This window comes from Corynebacterium sp. KPL2895 (assembly GCF_040225815.1).
Classification (GTDB): Bacteria; Actinomycetota; Actinomycetes; order Mycobacteriales; family Mycobacteriaceae; genus Corynebacterium; species Corynebacterium rhinophilum.
In genome coordinates this window covers 1-15,699 of record NZ_JBEHFY010000035.1, presented here as the reverse complement: position 1 = coordinate 15,699, position 15,699 = coordinate 1, and the positions used below count along the sequence as shown (strand labels likewise).

14 protein-coding genes and 2 pseudogenes are annotated in these 15,699 nt (G+C 57.8%); 8 read left to right on the top strand and 8 right to left on the bottom strand.

Annotation, left to right across the window (positions count from 1 at the left end; translation table 11 throughout):
* Positions 1-256 precede the first annotated feature (256 nt).
* The 4 genes and pseudogenes from ABRP95_RS11535 to ABRP95_RS12125 all read left to right on the top strand — a co-directional run.
* On the top strand, positions 257-406 hold the full coding sequence (locus ABRP95_RS11535; protein WP_284771294.1) for a hypothetical protein: 150 nt from the start codon (positions 257-259) through the stop codon (positions 404-406).
* 485 nt (positions 407-891) lie between these two features.
* On the top strand, positions 892-4,380 hold the full coding sequence (locus ABRP95_RS11530; protein WP_349839471.1) for a choice-of-anchor M domain-containing protein: 3,489 nt from the start codon (positions 892-894) through the stop codon (positions 4,378-4,380).
* Positions 4,381-4,684: 304 nt separating this feature from the next.
* The gene (locus ABRP95_RS11525; RefSeq protein ID WP_284771292.1) at positions 4,685-5,260 is read left to right on the top strand and encodes a hypothetical protein; all 576 of its coding nucleotides are present in this window, start codon (positions 4,685-4,687) and stop codon (positions 5,258-5,260) included.
* Between the two features lie 312 nt (positions 5,261-5,572).
* Positions 5,573-5,856 (top strand): annotated as a pseudogene (locus ABRP95_RS12125) (transposase); the annotation flags it as partial.
* Between the two features lie 102 nt (positions 5,857-5,958).
* On the opposite strand, the gene rplE reads toward ABRP95_RS12125, so the two are convergent.
* Genes rplE through rplN form a run of 3 tightly spaced genes read right to left on the bottom strand, consistent with a single transcriptional unit; the run spans position 5,959 to position 7,200 of the window.
* The gene (rplE, locus tag ABRP95_RS11520; protein ID WP_023025194.1) at positions 5,959-6,510 is read right to left on the bottom strand and encodes a 50S ribosomal protein L5; all 552 of its coding nucleotides are present in this window, start codon (positions 6,508-6,510) and stop codon (positions 5,959-5,961) included.
* A 2-nt stretch (positions 6,511-6,512) separates the two neighbouring features.
* Positions 6,513-6,827: a 50S ribosomal protein L24 gene (gene rplX / locus ABRP95_RS11515; protein WP_005276967.1), complete on the bottom strand. Its 315-nt coding sequence runs from the start codon at positions 6,825-6,827 to the stop codon at positions 6,513-6,515.
* Positions 6,828-6,831: 4 nt separating this feature from the next.
* A complete protein-coding gene (gene rplN, locus ABRP95_RS11510) occupies positions 6,832-7,200 on the bottom strand; it encodes a 50S ribosomal protein L14 (RefSeq protein WP_121910625.1) in 369 nt (122 codons plus the stop codon).
* 403 nt (positions 7,201-7,603) lie between these two features.
* Here rplN and ABRP95_RS12120 point away from each other — a divergent pair, with 403 nt between their 5' ends.
* Together ABRP95_RS12120 and ABRP95_RS12115 are read left to right on the top strand one after the other, a co-directional pair.
* On the top strand, positions 7,604-7,840 hold the full coding sequence (locus ABRP95_RS12120) for an ABC transporter permease family protein (protein WP_410755986.1): 237 nt from the start codon (positions 7,604-7,606) through the stop codon (positions 7,838-7,840).
* A 4-nt stretch (positions 7,841-7,844) separates the two neighbouring features.
* A pseudogene (locus tag ABRP95_RS12115) lies at positions 7,845-8,207 on the top strand (ABC transporter permease subunit); the annotation flags it as partial.
* 66 nt (positions 8,208-8,273) lie between these two features.
* Here the strand turns inward: ABRP95_RS12115 and ABRP95_RS11500 are convergent.
* A complete protein-coding gene (locus tag ABRP95_RS11500; protein ID WP_349839470.1) occupies positions 8,274-10,301 on the bottom strand; it encodes a sucrose-specific PTS transporter subunit IIBC in 2,028 nt (675 codons plus the stop codon).
* Positions 10,302-10,425: 124 nt separating this feature from the next.
* On the bottom strand, positions 10,426-11,634 hold the full coding sequence (locus tag ABRP95_RS11495) for a glycoside hydrolase family 32 protein (RefSeq protein WP_349839469.1): 1,209 nt from the start codon (positions 11,632-11,634) through the stop codon (positions 10,426-10,428).
* Between the two features lie 20 nt (positions 11,635-11,654).
* On the opposite strand from ABRP95_RS11495, the gene ABRP95_RS11490 reads away from it, so the two are divergent.
* Together ABRP95_RS11490 and ABRP95_RS11485 are read left to right on the top strand one after the other, a co-directional pair.
* Positions 11,655-12,539, top strand: coding sequence for a carbohydrate kinase family protein (locus ABRP95_RS11490; protein ID WP_284849833.1), 885 nt, complete (start codon positions 11,655-11,657; stop codon positions 12,537-12,539).
* Positions 12,536-12,931: a multidrug transporter gene (locus ABRP95_RS11485; protein WP_284771288.1), complete on the top strand. Its 396-nt coding sequence runs from the start codon at positions 12,536-12,538 to the stop codon at positions 12,929-12,931. The genes ABRP95_RS11490 and ABRP95_RS11485 overlap by 4 nt, the downstream gene beginning before the upstream one ends.
* A 44-nt stretch (positions 12,932-12,975) precedes the next feature.
* Here ABRP95_RS11485 and ABRP95_RS11480 read toward each other — a convergent pair whose 3' ends face one another.
* From ABRP95_RS11480 to ABRP95_RS11470, 3 genes are all read right to left on the bottom strand, one after another.
* Positions 12,976-13,803 (bottom strand): ABC transporter ATP-binding protein, encoded by an 828-nt coding sequence (locus ABRP95_RS11480; RefSeq protein WP_284849910.1) that lies wholly within the window; start codon positions 13,801-13,803, stop codon positions 12,976-12,978.
* A gap of 84 nt (positions 13,804-13,887) precedes the next feature.
* Positions 13,888-14,922, bottom strand: a complete 1,035-nt coding sequence (locus ABRP95_RS11475) for a FecCD family ABC transporter permease (protein ID WP_284771287.1) — start codon at positions 14,920-14,922, stop codon at positions 13,888-13,890.
* On the bottom strand, positions 14,919-15,699 hold a 781-nt coding region (locus ABRP95_RS11470; protein ID WP_349839468.1), incomplete at its 5' end, for a FecCD family ABC transporter permease. The genes ABRP95_RS11470 and ABRP95_RS11475, both read right to left, overlap by 4 nt.

The following is a 15,699-nucleotide window of genomic DNA, read 5'->3' as shown; positions in this document are numbered from 1 at the left end:
GGTTCGGGGCCTCGCGGTGAAAGACTGGGGCCTTTCTTCAGACGACGTCACGTGGGTGCCCTACTGGTTCTATGGAAAGGCCCGGCCGTAAAGAAGAACTTGAGTTCAGAGGGTCGTTGCAACGATTCCCATCATCAGCACGATCGATCGCAGCCTCAATACGCCCGAACGCAGCATCAGCTCGCCTCAAGGACTAGATACTAACGAAGTTTCTGCAGAAAATGCTCCCGTAATCGAACCGTCTGCAGGTGTAGAAATGTTTATCCTTGCCATTGACGTCCATGCGCAATTTGCCGCGGGCGCATGCCGGGTAGTCGATGGCGCTATAGACCCCGACACCATGGACAAGGCCTGCACTTATACTGCCGCAGACCGCCCCTACTCCCTGCCCGGAACAAATGCCTAAGATATCGTCGTTATCGCTGGGCACACCGGCGCCGCCGTACCTGCCGGTTCCAATAATCTCTACGATGGGTCAACTAACGGGCACAAGGTCACCATCGGCGACAAGCTATGTGTGCGCACTGGAAACTCTGCCCAGAACTGGCTCATCTATACCGCAACCGATCTCTATGACTCCGGTAAACAAGGCCTAGCCGGGGACTCAAGCGTATGGGGACACGAGGGAACTACCCGCACCGCAGACGACAGAGCTTCACTGCTCAGCAACACTGCGGTCACTCGCCCGCCTTTCGCTTATCCGCTCCTTTGCCTCAGCCTTACACCGTCCCCGCTTCCGCAACCGGAGGTGGGAAATTTCTATATCTTCTTTCCCAGCTCTCGGGCAAAGGCTCACTATTTTTCAACAGTGTTAACGATAACTGTTTGCAATAGTGTAATATTCGCCCCAGCTGTATAAAAGTTCACTGCACTTAACCTTGGGAGAACCTTATGCCCTTGCCCAACTCATTAACCCGCCTTGCCACCATAGTCGTGGCCTTGGCGCTCGCGTTATTCTACGCTCCCTTCGCCCTCGCTAAGGAAGCCCCCCTTGTCCGCACCCAAACGCACGTGGATTCCCCGCACGCGGTGTGGAAGGACGGAAACTTCAAACTCATGTCCAATAGTGCGGGCCTAGTCCCCATCGAGGACACGATCAACTGGGTCAGCCACGGCCGCGTCGATGGAGGCTTGGGGGCCTATGCCTGGCGCGTTCCTGATGACCCGCGCTTCGAGTTTCTCAATGCCGAGAAAAACCAGCTCATGTACTACGGCGGCCCCGCGGTCGGCTTTCCCAAAAACACCATGCCCATCTGGGCTGGGTTCGGTGCCGCCGCAGATCTTCCCACCGATCAATTCCGCGATAAATCCTTCAACATGGAAATCGTTGATTTCAAGGGCCCCGGCCGCATGGAATTGTTTACCTACAGCGACGAGAACTATCCCCTCAACCGCCTCTGGTCCTCTCACGACCCAGGATTCCGTACCACCTGGGTTAATGCAGGCACGCATACGCATAACGCCACGACGTTTACCCGTCCTGGCCACTACGAAGTAACCTACCGCGCTTCGGCTCGAAAGAAGGATGGCACCTTCATCCACTCCGAGCCACAAACCCTGGTATGGCAGGTAGGCGGCACCAACCCCGCCGAGCGCACGATTACCGACCTTGAAGCTGCCTTTAACGACGCCAAGTCTGAAGGCTCCGCAGGCGAAGATTCCGAGTCCAACACCCCTATGTTTAAGATGGCGCCCTCCACGGCTGATACCAAGGGTGCGAAGGAAGGCATCCTCACCACGCTCTCCCTCGATACCGGCAATGCCAAGGACTCCGGCCGCGCCGTATTCACCATCAACGGCCACTATCTAGCCGAGCGCAAGGTAGAAGGCGGTAAGGCTTCGTGGGATGAAATGATTGGTGATGAAGAATCCAACTTCCAAGCCATCTTCATTCCCGACAATAATTCCCCAAGCCCACGCTGGGTATCCGAACCCATAAAGTTCTGGACCAGCACCGACGGGGAAAAAGACGGTAAAGATGCGGAAGCTTACACAACGAAAAACGGCGAGCTTCCTACCCCAGAGATGGAAGAGTTAGAGCCGTTTGAGACCGATCCCCTTGAGATCACGAGCCCAAATATCACCGTTTCCACCAGTAAAGTGTACGGCGAGGACGACCGTAATATCGACATCACCGTAGCTCCCGAGGATGACCGTACCACGGTGCGCGTTACCGGCGGCTTCTACAAAGTAAATGGCGAACCGATGACTAGCCTGCCGCAGAACGCTGTTGCAGATTGCGAAATCGGCTTTACTTCTGGGCCGGGGCTAAGGACGAGCAAGCAACTCATCGAGGGCTGTAAGCAGCCCGGCTACCAGCTCATGCTACGCATCGTTCCTGATTCGCGCTCCAATGCCGGCGGCGCCACGCTATTTAGCCATACCCATAAAGACGCTTATAAGCCGGTAGCTGAGACCACCGTCTCGTTCCCGGAGGCTTCCGCTTCCGGGGATGCACCGGAACAAGAAGGATCGGAGAAGCCAGAAGACTCCAACGCACCAGAGAAGCCGCAGGACTCGGAAGAAGCAGAAGAGTCAGAGGGTTCCGCCCCAACCGAAGAGTCTTCCCCTGAGGCACCTTCCACGACCCCAAAGCCTTCGGTTCCCAGTGTCCCCAAGCCCAAACCGCAGGGCCCGAAGGATAAGGACGCCCCCAACAAGGAGCTCAATCTGCACCGGGGTCACGTCGATATCGCCCCTATCCACGAGGATGGTGAGCTACACCTGGGCATCAAGGACGAGACGAACCTCTACCACATTGGTGCAATCTGGCGTAAGCCATCCGATGTCTTTTTCAGCGTTCCCAAGCAGGTCAAGACCACCTTGGACAAAGACATCCCCCACTTTGGAAAGAAAGGCAGCGCTGCCTACGTCCTGCCAGAGACACAGCGCACCGGCGTGGTGTGGCCTGGGATAAGCACCGAAGATGCCTACCAGGACACCAAGAAGAATTACACCTTTACCTTTACCCCCGTCAAAGCCCCGAAGGACGGCGAATGGTTGGCATACCTGGCTGATCAAACCGGCCTGGACCAGCGCCTTGCCGGCAGCGATGGTACGCATTCCTATACCACCGAAGGCCCAGACCACATGCACCTTAACTGGGCATTCAACAAGCCCGGTACGTATGAAGTTGGTGTCACGGTAGCCGAAAAAGACGGCAAAACCGCGAAAAAGGCCGTTCTGCGTTTCAAGGTAGCTAGCGAGGATTCATCATCTGCTACCCCACCAACTAAGGGAAACGACAATGCGTCTGAAGGCGGATCCAACGACAGTACCGATGGCACGACCGAGAACGATGCCGGAAGCTCCGCCGATAACGGCACGGAAAGCACCGCGCCGTCGAAAGAACGAAACCCAGAGACAACGGAACCTGCTCCCAGCGCAACACCGTCCCAGAAGCGCGAGATTACCAAGGGCCACATCGACTTCGGGCCAAAGGTTGTGGACAATAAGCTCGGCTTCTATGTCAACGAAGACGACCGCCACAACGCGCCTGAAGACGTAGCGCTACGCGTTCACGATACGCAACGCGTGCCGGTCGCTGACTCTCTGGCTAAGACCCTGTCCTTTACCGGAATGGTAAAGACTGGCTCGACGATTTACCACCTGCCATTACAACAGGATCACAATGCTGTGTGGCCGGGATGGGACACGATCAAGGTCGGGCAAGACTACCGTGACGCTGCTATCGAGGTTCGCCCCAAGTCGGCACCTACGGACGGAAAATGGTGGGCCGGCCACACTGCCTCCCTGAATACACCGGAACGAACCTTGGCCGATAGCAACGGTACCCATACGATTAAGGGCGTTGAGGACGGGCCTTTCCATGTCCACGCGCACTGGATTTTTACAGAACCAGGCCGCTATGAGATGGACATGCGTGCCGTCAACCACAACGGCGACAAACTCACCGACTGGCACACCGTTACCTTCCTCGTGGGTGATTCAACCACCCAGCCCGGCGGAAAAGGCGCTGCCGAAGAAGGCGATAAGGAAGAGGGCAAGCCCGCAGACTCCTCGAAGAATAAGCAACCAGGTGCTACCAAACCGGATAACGGCCCGAATAGCACCGGCACTACTAAGCCGGGATCCGATAAGTCCAAGGCCTCTAACTCATCTGGATCAAATGCGGGCGCCAAGGCGGCCAAGGGCAATAGCGCTGGGAAGTCAGAAGGCTCCAGCAAATCCACTACCGCTAAGGGCGCAACGAACGGGGGCTCTGGACCTGGCTCCGGATCCGGCGGAGGTTCCTCCAACTCCCACAAAGGTTCGCTGGCTTCCACGGGTGCCAATGTCGGTTGGGTACTCGTGCTCGCTGCAGTCTTTATTGGCGCCGGCATAGCCCTGATGAAAAAGCGCTCCAAGAACAGTCAGTAGCCCTTTGACTCCAGAGGCCGTTGCACCACCCCATTGCGACGGCCTCTCAATTGGAACTGATCCACGACCTTAAAAACCAATAAGCATCAACCTATACCGCAGATCTGAGCCTTGAAAAGGGTCGAGTACCAGCTCGGGCCGGGCTCATTTTGCGTTTTAAAGTGGTTATTTACACCACAAGCCTTTAAATCTCTCCCCGAATAGGGGTGGAAGCTAAACTGAAGCGCTGCATTGACATAGTTCAATGGGATAGCCTGGGTTTTACCAAGCTTCCTGATTCATCCCCAATTAACGAAGAAACATTATGCGAAGTAAATTTAGCTCAATCGCCTTGTCCGCACTTTTGATCACCAGTGGAGCTATAGCTCCAGCCACTGCTCAGGAACCTTCCGCCGTCACGTCCGAAAACTATGTTGAATTGTTCAACTTTGGAGATGAGTATTCTCACGACCCTCATAAACGGCGATCCCAACTAAAGCGTGATGATTTCCAAAAAACATCTGAAGTAGTCCTCTACGGAAGAAAGGTGGAAACCTACAAAAAGGTTTTCCCGGAAGGAATTTCTGTCGAGTACGACGTACTGGGCGATCCTGTGAAAGCTTCACCGGCTTCATTCGTAAGGTTCGAATGGGACTGGGGTCCCCGTATTTACATGACGGGCGAGGAGTTTTGGAGCCTTGGTGCTTCTGGGTTCGCAGGTACTGTCTGCGGGCTCTTAGGAAAGTCAGTAAAGTTCGGCACCGCATGTAGCGTTGCTGCAACCGCAGCGTGGAATAAATTGACTGCTAAGCGAAAATGGGCCCATGACGATCAATGTTATGACCTAAGCCAATTCATGAACATTGGATGGGAGAAAGCTCCCCGTGAGAAGTGCGATTAGCTTTGTTTAGTCGCATATCGAAATCTATTTTACTTCCTGCCAGCATTCTTGTATCCACTTGTGTAGCGGGTTTTTTCTGGGGAGAATTAAGGCTTTTCCCTCTTGTTATGGCAGTAATATACATGGCCCTGCACTACGCCTTTATACGTAGAGATTCTTACCCAAGATCGGAATCTGGGGCTTTTATCGTCGGATTTGTACTATCCATTTTTGGTGGATTAATGAATGCTTCAAACTACACATTCGCCGTTGGGCTAATGATAGCTTCGACGTTCCTTATGTTTTTAAAGCTTAATAAGGAGGACACGACCGGACCAAGAAAGTGAAGTGTCTGGCCGTATAGCCTTTACCATGGCCACTGATATTCCCATCTACTTCTGCCACCCAGGACCGCCGTGGGAACGCGGCAGCAACGAAAACACCAACGGCAGGCTCAGAAGAAACCTTGCCAAAACAGTGACCTGTCCATCTACAGCGCCGAGAACCTAGAGATGATCGCCACCAATCACAAACCATGCAAAGCACTCAACTGGCGCACATCAGCCGAAGTCCTGACCAACGCCCTGACACAAACCGGTAGTATCACACCCAAGTAACCGTCATCGTTGCAATGACCCCTAGAATCCACAGATGACAACAAAATTAAAAGGTCCCAACTCCTTCCATGGAGTTGGGACCTTTTAGCGCTCTATCTCTATTTACTTGAACGGGAAGCCGAGCTCGCGCAGAAGCTTACGGCCCTCCTCGTCGTTGGTAGCGCTGGTAACGACGGTGATGTCCATACCACGGGGACGATCGATCTTGTCAATGTCGATTTCGTAGAACATAGACTGCTCGGACAGGCCGAAGGTGTAGTTACCGTGGCCGTCAAACTGCTGGTCAGACAGACCGCGGAAGTCACGAATACGTGGCAGCGCGATGGTCAACAGGCGGTCCAGGAACTCCCACATACGGTCGCCACGTAGGGTAACGCGTGCGCCGATGGGCATGCCTTCGCGCAGCTTGAAGTTCGCGATGGACTTCTTAGCACGACGCAGCTGTGGCTTCTGACCGGTGATAGCGGTCAGGTCCTCGAGAGCACCATTGATAACCTTGGAGTCACGAGCGGCTTCGCCAACACCCATGTTGACTACGACCTTGGTAACGCCAGGGATCTGCATGACGTTGTCATACTTGAACTCTTCATTCAGGTTTTTGCGGATTTCCTCGCGGTAGCGAGTCTTCAGACGCGGGGTGTAGTTCTCGCTCATTTTTAGATGTCCTTCCCGTTGCTACGCGCGATGCGGACTTTTTTGCCGTTCTCGTCGAAACGGTAGCCCACGCGGGTCGGGTTACCCTCAGAGTCAACGATCGCTACGTTGGACACGTGGATCGGGGCTTCTTGGGTAACAATTCCGCCGGACTCGGCGCCACGCTCAGTAGCGGAGTTTGCGACGTGCTTCTTGATGCGGTTAACGCCCTCAACGAGGACCTTTTCGCGCTTCGGGTACGCCTCGATGACTTTGCCCTTCGCACCCTTATCTGGGCCCGAAATGACAATCACCATATCTCCCTTATGGATCTTCATAAGATTAGATCACCTCCGGTGCTAGAGAAACGATCTTCATGAAACGCTTATCACGGAGTTCACGAGCAACCGGGCCGAAGATACGGGTACCGCGAGGTTCGCTATCGCCCTTCAGAATAACTGCAGCATTCTCATCAAAGCGGATGTAGGAGCCGTCCGGACGACGGGTTTCCTTCTTCGCGCGGACGATAACTGCCTTAACTACATCGCCTTCTTTTACGCTGCCGCCTGGAACAGCGTCCTTGACGGTGGCGACAATTACGTCGCCGATGCCAGCGAAGCGTCGGACTGAGCCACCGAGAACGCGGATGCACAAAAGTTCACGTGCACCAGAGTTGTCGGCGACGCGCAGACGCGATTCCTGCTGAATCACTATGGGTCTCCTGACCTGGATTGATGTGCGACAAGATTTCCGTCCTTGCCACACGCGGTCTACAAACTTGCTGTGCGCGAACTTTTACAACGAACACCGTACGGCGTCGATGGGTCTCGGACCGGCGATTCGGAAACGCACCACTGCGGACCGACCAGCTCTCGCAACTAACATATTGAACCACATGAACTAGCTACTTCCAAAACACAAAAAGCAGGGTTTTCACTTCACAGCGGTTGCGTCCTTTAGCGGGGTGCATCTGTAGCCCGTGGTAAACCTCGTACTCTTTGAATCCAGCCTTTCCTCTGCCCCTCAGCAACCCCTGACTCAGCAGTTGGTAAAGACCGTGCTTCCACGGCATCTTCCAGCGGCAGGGTCAGCTCAATGCAGAAGTAGTGAACTAATGGACTTAACCGAAATTTTCGATACCAAGGTTTCTATCGATCAGTATCTAGAGGCCGGCTGGCAAACCCTTTATATGGTGGGCATTTCCCTCTTCCTGGGGACAATAGGCGGAGTTACCCTGGGAATCATCCTGGCCCTTGCTCACCCGCAAGGCATGTACCCCAACCGTGTGCTGTTCAGGATCACAGACTTCCTAGTCAATACGGTGCGCTGGTGCCGCTTACCATCTTCATAGCGCCTTCATAGCGCCGTTTATGGCTCGCCTCATCGAGCAATCGGTGCTGGAAGTTGGTGAAGGCATCCTAGAAGCAGCGGAATCCATGGGCGCTTCCCTATGGCAAACCATCCGCTATTTCTTGCTGCCGGAGGCTAGGGCTTCGATAATCTTGGCACTGACTACATCCACCATCACCTTGATTTCTGCCGCCGCGATGGCGGGCACCATCGGTGGTGGAGGCGTCGGTGACTTGGCGGTCTCCTATGGTTATCAGCAATTCGACACCGTAGCCATTATCTTCACCGTGATTATCCTCATCGTGGTGGTACAAGCAATCCAAGGCTTGGGCAATGCGCTCGCCCGTCGGGCGCGCAACGGCGCCTAATGAATACCAACAAGTAAAAAGGCTGGGGTTTATCCCCAGCCTTTCTTGTATCAGAAACCCCAGCCCTTAAGACGTAGCTTCCCTCGCAGAAGTCTCCGCAGTCTCCTGCCCAGCCTTTGGGTCAACGGTAAATAGGTCAGTTCCAGAACCGATGAGCTCGCCCTCGCGGAAAGCCTCGGTGGGAATAACGGGGCCGGTCTTCTTGGCGTTGGACACAACGATTGGCGTCGTTACCGGCAGTCCCGCTTCCTTAATGGCCTCGATATCGAATTCAGCCAGGACCTCGCCTTGCTTGACGGTATCGCCCTTATTGACGTGTGAGGTGAAGTGTTCGCCCTTGAGGTTTACCGTATCGAAGCCAATGTGCATAAGGATGTCGATCGACCCCACCTCTGGGTCTTCCACGCGCAGGGCGTAGGCGTGGTGGGAGGGGAAGGTCACGGTGATGGTGCCATCGGCAGGCGCGACGAGCTTGCCGACGGTCGGTTCGATCGCAACGCCTTTACCCAGCTTGCCCCCGGCGAACATGGGGTCCTCAACTTTAGATAGGGGCACGGCATTTCCCTCTAGCGGGGAAAAGATCGTCGCGGCATCCTCGGCCGCGGAAGTACTGGCAGCAGACTCTTCAGCGGCCTCGGCAGCCAAAGCCTGCGCGGCGGGCGGATTGATCTCATCAGGGTCAATGGTGCCATTGCGATGGATGAGCACGCGCCCGTATAGGTAAGCCCCGATGAAGGCTACGGCGAAGGCGATGACACCACACAACAAGAAGGTCGGGACAAAGCGGGGAACGGAGACGAAGCCAATGAAGCCGGCGGCACCGAGGGCATCCGCAAGCACGCCAAAAATGGCGATGAACGTAGAGGCGATGGCTGATGCCGCCATACCGATATAAAACGGCCAACGCAGGCGCAGGTTAACACCGAAGATCGCGGGCTCAGTAATACCAAACAGCGCCGAGATACCGGAGGCACCGGCCAAGCCCTTGAGCTTTTCGGAACGCGCCAGGAAGTACACGGCCAAGGCCACACCACCCTGGGCGATATTGGCCATCGAGGCAATGGGGAAGATGAAGGAACCGCCCTCATTCCACAGCATCGTCTCAATGGGCGGGAAGGATTGGTGTAGACCGGTAATGACGATCGGTGAATAAACCAGACCGAAAAGGAAGCCGGCCACAGGACCTGCAAAGTTATACAGGTTGGCCAACCCCATGCCCAACCACTCACCGGCGGTGCGCAAGATTGGGCCCAGCCCCATAAAGGTAATAAAGCCGGTCACCAGCAGGGTAAGCAGGGGCGTGAGCATGAAGTCCACGGTGCCCTTGAGGTGCTTGTGCAGGAACTTTTCAATTGTCGCCAAGATCCAGGCGATGACCAGAATGGGCAAGATGGAGCCCTGGTAGCCGGCCTGGGCAACGTCTAAGCCAAAGATATCCCAGTAGGGCATCTCGCCATTTTCAATAGCCTCAGCAACGTTATAGCCGCTAACCAAATCTGGCATGACCATCGCCATGGCCATGCCCGCACCGAGGAATTCATTACCGCCAAAGCGCTTAGTAGCAGTAAAGCCCACGAGGATAGGAAGGAAGGCAAAGGGGGCGGATGCCAGGAGGTTGACCAGCCCGGCAAACCCTTCCCACGAGGGATACATTTCGATGACTGATTGATCCCCAAATAGTCCCGGCGCGGTCAGCACATTATTTAATGCCATCAATAGACCGCCGCCGAGCAGGATTGGGATTAGCGGAACAAAAATATCCGCCAAGACCTTGACCGCACGGGAGAACCAGTTCCCGGATTCCGCGGCAATATCTTTTAGCCGATCGGTGGACACGGCGACGTCCTTGGAAATGGACTTTGTCATTTCCTGAAAGACGATATTGACATCGCCCGGTCCCACGATGACCTGGAACATGCCACCGGCTTCGAAGGTGCCCTTCAGATCTGGATCGTTGTCTAGCGCTGCGGTATCTACCTTGTCCGAATCATCCAACACCATGCGCAAGCGCGTGGCGCAGTGGGCAAGGGCAATAATATTATCTTCGCCGCCTAATGCCTTCAGGGTGCGGGCGGCGACATCTTTATGCTCCATGGACCAACCTTTGTTATTTAGGTCGCATCAAATGACCAAATGTGATTTACCACTTCCCATTTAAGTCTGTTTGGGCCAAAATGTCCACAAAGCAAAAAGCTATCGACCCTAGTTCCGCAAGGTCTTAGTCCAGCGGCTCCCATGCCTGCCACGGAGCATCACCAAAAACCGCGAATGCCGCGGCGATGCGACCGTCGCCGGCAAAGACTTCTACGGCGCAGCCATCAGCGATCAGCCGCATTTCTCCATCGGGGCAGGCGATCGGCTCACCACCATTGAAAGAGATGGTGCCACCGCCTTGCACCACGCGGAACGCTTCGTTGCCAGTGGCATCGACAAGCGCATATGCCCCCTCCCCCGTGACATCAATGGTCGAGCCAAAGCCCTCCCTGCCGCCGGTTTCCGGCAGCGCAGACCACAGCGGTTCTTGGCACAGGTAGTTATCCTCCAGCCACAGCCGCCGCGGAATAGTCAAGGTATGCACCCACCCCTGCGTTGGAGTTTCGTCATGAGCGGGCATGCCCATCCAGCCCAGCAGGATGTTTTCCTCGGTTGCCTGCGGCGCATAGAACTGCGTGCCGTGATCCAGCAGGGTAAAGCCGCGCTCAACGTGAAAATTAAGCCCATCCAAGGTCCCGACGACGTAGCCGCAACGGTCCGTCTCATCCTGTGGACAGAAAATGAGCACGTGCTTATCCCCAAAGGTCAGCAGGTTGGGGCACTCCCACATATAGCCACCGGGAAGCTGCGCGGGATCATCAAAAACAAGCTCTCCCTGGAAATCCCACTGCTTTAAATCCTGCGAGTAATACAGCACGATGGTTCCGCGTTCGTCTTCCGTTTGCGCACCAATGACCATGCGCCATCCCTCCCCAGCGCGGGAAATATGGGGATCGCGGAAGTGGCCGGTATATCCCTCCGGGGAATCAGCAATAAGCGGGTTCGCGGCATCGCGGACATAAATCCCGCCTTCCGGCCCGGAGGGGTCCATGACCCGCACGCGATTCTGTGAGGGGATGCGGCGCCCGGCTTCTTTCAGGTTTCCGGTATAAAAGAGCCACATGTCAGTGCCGTCAACCACGGCCCCGCCGGAGTAGCACCCATCCTTGTCATAGGGCAGGTCAGGATAGAGCGCATCGGGGTAATGCCGCCACGGAGTAGGCGCGGACACCGTCGTGGTGGCGTGACCCCAGCCAGTCCGCTTGGGCTTGTGCGGAAAGGCAGGGTCATGCTGGTAGTAGGCGTGCAGAATATCGCCATCCACAAAAAGGCCATTGGGGTCATTGAGGCGGCCCAGTGGCGGGGCCAGGTGAAAGTTCGGTCGGTGGTTCATGTCCCCGATACTATGGAACTATGACTATTCATGTGTGCGGCGAAGGCCTCGTGGACCTAGTTCCAGTATCCCCTGGCCGCTTGAATGACCTCACCCCGGCACTGGGCGGCGGGCCCTTCAATGTGGCCATCGCCGCGGCGCGCTTGGGCGCGGACGTGGCGTTTCAATCGCGGATTTCTACCGATGGCTTTGGCCAGGAATTATTCCGGCGCCTTGAGGAAGAAGGCGTCGAGACCGCCCACGTGCAGCGCGGGGAGGAACCGACCACCTTAGCGGTAACCACCATCGCGGAGAACGGCACGGCCTCCTATAACTTTTATGTGGAAGGCACTGCGGATCGCTTCGTTGAACCCACACTAGTTCCGGCAGATATTGCCTGCTTCGGCACCGTTTCCTTGGCCTTGGAGCCGGGTGCTTCCCGCTACGCGCAGCTGCTCAGGGACTTCGCCGCACAGGGAACGCTCGTCGCCCTTGATCCCAATATCCGACCCTTTTATGCCACCGACGCGCATAAGAAATTCTTGGCGGATTTGCTGCCACACGTCTCTGTGCTGAAGCTATCGGATGAAGAGGTGGACTTTTTAGGCGAGGACTTCACCTCCCAGGTCCCCATCGTGGTCACCACCCGCGGCGGCGATGGAATTAGCGTCAGGGCTGGGGATATTTCCCTCGACGTTCCCGCAGCCGCGGTAGAGGTCACCGATACCATCGGCGCCGGCGACACCATCATGGCCGCCCTGTTGGCGCAACTGGATGAACGCGACCTCGATGCGGACAAGGCCGCAGCACTAAGCGCCGAACAGTGGCGCGATATCCTCCACTTCGCCGCCACCGCGGCCGGCATCACCGTCTCCCGCACCGGCGCCAATCCCCCACTGCGCAAGGAAGTAGAGTCTGCCCTATGAGCTACACCAAGCGCACGATGTGGATACACCTGGGGTTATTCCTCTTAGCGTTCCTCGCCTTCATCCTCCCCGTTGTCGTCGGCACCGCAGCCCTGCTCCCACTGTGGCTCTCGGGTGGATTAAGCATCGCCCTGGCAGCGGCCGCGCTTATCGATGCCGCCTTTAAGTTCTTCGCTCCCGCTTCCCCACGCAGTCTCAAGCTGCTCTCCGGAATCGCCGGCATCGTGCTGCTGGTGGGCTGGGGAATCTGGATCTACATCTACGGCAATATGGCGGAAGTAGGCACGGGCACCTACCGCATTGGCAATTTCCTCCTCAGCGTCGGCTGCGTGCTCAGCCTCTTCATCATCGCGATTTCGGTTTTGGATATCCGCCGGTTGGCGCGGCAGTAGCCGATCTGAGCAACACGCTCCCCGCGCTTAGCGGGGGGGAGCGCTTACTTGTCGCTGGGGAGGACGCGGCGGGGGACGATAATGGGGGCATCGCCAAGCGGGTCGTCCCAGGCCTCCGCCTCGATGCCATAGGCCTGCGCCAAGACCTTGGGGGCCAGCGCTTGCTTAGGTGCGCCGCGCGCGATGATATCGCCAGCTTTCATTACCACCATGGAATCGGAGTAGTGGCCCGCCAGCATGAGATCGTGCAGGACCACAACCACCGTTTTGCTGGCGCGCGCCTGTGTTCGAGCCAGCTCCAGCATGCTCATGGCGTGGGCGGGGTCGAGGAAGGTCGTGGGTTCATCGAGAAGCAGCACCGGCGTATCTTGCGCCAACGCTAGCGCTAGCCAGACGCGCTGGCGCTGCCCACCCGATAGGGAGGCGATATCGCGCTCGAGGAAGTCCACAATGTCCGTGGCTTCGCAGGCGTGGGCGATGATCTCTCGGTCCGTAGGAGAAAGGCCGCGCATCCTGCCCTGATAGGGGTGGCGCCCGCGCGCGACCAACTCGCCCACCCGCAATCCATCGGGGGCCACGGGGTGCTGTGGCAGCAGCGCCACCTGCTGCGCGGCTTCCTTCGCGTTCATCGCATGCAGGTCGGCGTCCCCGACCATAACGCTGCCCTGCCGCGGGGCCAGGATTTTAGACAGCGTCTTGAGCAGCGTGGACTTGCCGCAGCCATTGGGCCCGATGAGCGTGGTGACCTCACCGGCGCGTGCATGCAGATCGACGCCGGCGAGAATATCCTCGCCGTCCTTATATCCCGCATGGATGCCGGTGGCCTGGAGGCTGCACCGGCGCTTCGAGCGCGTGGGCTGATTATCCGTCATATCTTTTCCTTCATCCACGTACGAGTGTGTAGGACTTTGTGGTTGCTTCGCTCGCCCAATCCTCGCTGTGGCGCGCCACAGCGATTACGTGCGCCGGGCCGCATTCCACACCAATACCACCAGGGCGCAGCCGCCGATGACCGAGGAGACCGCGCCCACCGGCGCGTTGACCGGAATCGCGCCGGCGATAACCGCGCACACGGTCAGCAGCGCCGCGCCCGCGGCTGCCGATGCCACCGGCGATGGCGTGGGCGTGCGCGCCACCATCCGCGCCAGGTGCGGCGCCAGCAGGGCGATAAAGCCAATGGGCCCAACCACCGAGACCACCACGGCGCAGATGCCGGTTGCCGCAATGAGCAGCAGAGCGCGCTGGCGGGAGATATTCACGCCCAGGGTGGTGGCAGAGGAATCATCATGGGCAAGCAGCGGCAGCTCCCGCGCGCACCAGATGCCTATGGCGAGAAACGGTGCTAATGCCACGAGTAAGGGCACGATGACCTCCATGCGCACGAACCCGGTCGAGCCCGCAAGCCACGTTTGTGCCTCGGCCGCGCGCTGGATCTGCGCGCTGCGCATCAAATACGCCACGACGGCCTGAAACATCAGCGATAAGGCGATGCCGACGATGACGATGCGATTGCTCGTGCCGATGCCGCCCAGGACGGCGAGGAGGATGACGACGAGAAGGGCGCCGATCATCGCCAAGCATGCCCGCCACCAGAAGTCCGGGATGCCGTCCGCGAAACCGGGGCGAGAATGCACGGTGCCCAGTACTACCAGCACCGATGCGCCGCCGGTCACGCCCAGGATATCCGGCGATGCCAGCGGGTTGCGCGCCATGGTCTGCGTCCAGGAACCGGCCACGCCGAGGGCGGCGCCGACGATGACGGTGGCGATGGCGACCGGCAAGCGCAAGTCCCACACCACCCTGATGTGGCTCTCGCTGCCGCCGCCGGTGAGCACATCGAGGACCTGCCGCGGGCTCAACTCCAAAGGCCCTTGCCCCAGCAACACCAGGTAGGCGCCAAAGGCGATAAGGCCGAATACCAGCGTCGATGCGAGCACGCGGACGTGCCTGCGACGCTGCTGCGCTTGCAGGGTACTGCTTATTGTTGTCATGCGTTATCGCCCCACGCTCTGCCCACGCCGCGGTGAGCGCCCCAAATGAGGAAAGGCGCGCCCACGATGGCAAGAACGATGGACATCTCTAGCTCCGAGTTACCCACAATGAGGCGGCCGATGATGTCGGCGGCAAGCACGGCGCAACTGCCCAGGAGCGCGGAGGGCAGGATCATCGTGGCAACGCTGGGGCCGACCACCCGCCGCACGATGTGGGGAATGGCGAAGCCAACAAAGGCGATGGGACCCGTTGCCGCCGTCGCGCTGCCGGCCAACACCACGACGCTTAGTGCCGCGCCCACCCGCGCGGTAGTGGGGGATCCGCCCAAGGCGAGCGAGGACTCTTCCCCCATGGCCAATAGGTCAAGCGGCCTGGCCGCCATTGCCGCGCACGCCAGGCCGATGAGCAGGCCAATACCCGCAATGGCGACGTCTTCTGGGCCGCGCCCAAAGGTCGAGCCGATGGTCCAGCGCCGCATGCTATCGAGGACGTCCGTGGAATACAGGCCGATGATCACCGCTCCCGATCCCAGAGCGGCGGAGACGCCAGCGCCGACCAGAATGAGCGTTAGCGGATCCTGAAACCGCCGGGAGACGGCCAGGACCAGCAGCGTGGTAATGCCCGCGCCGACAAGCGCGAAGGAGGTGCGCATGCCGGTGGTGGTAGCAATGCCAATGGCCGTGCCTAGGGCAACGAAGAACGACGCGCCTGCGGTAATACCGATAAATCCGGGGTCCGCTAGCGGGTTCCTGGTCCACGATTGCGCCAAGACACCG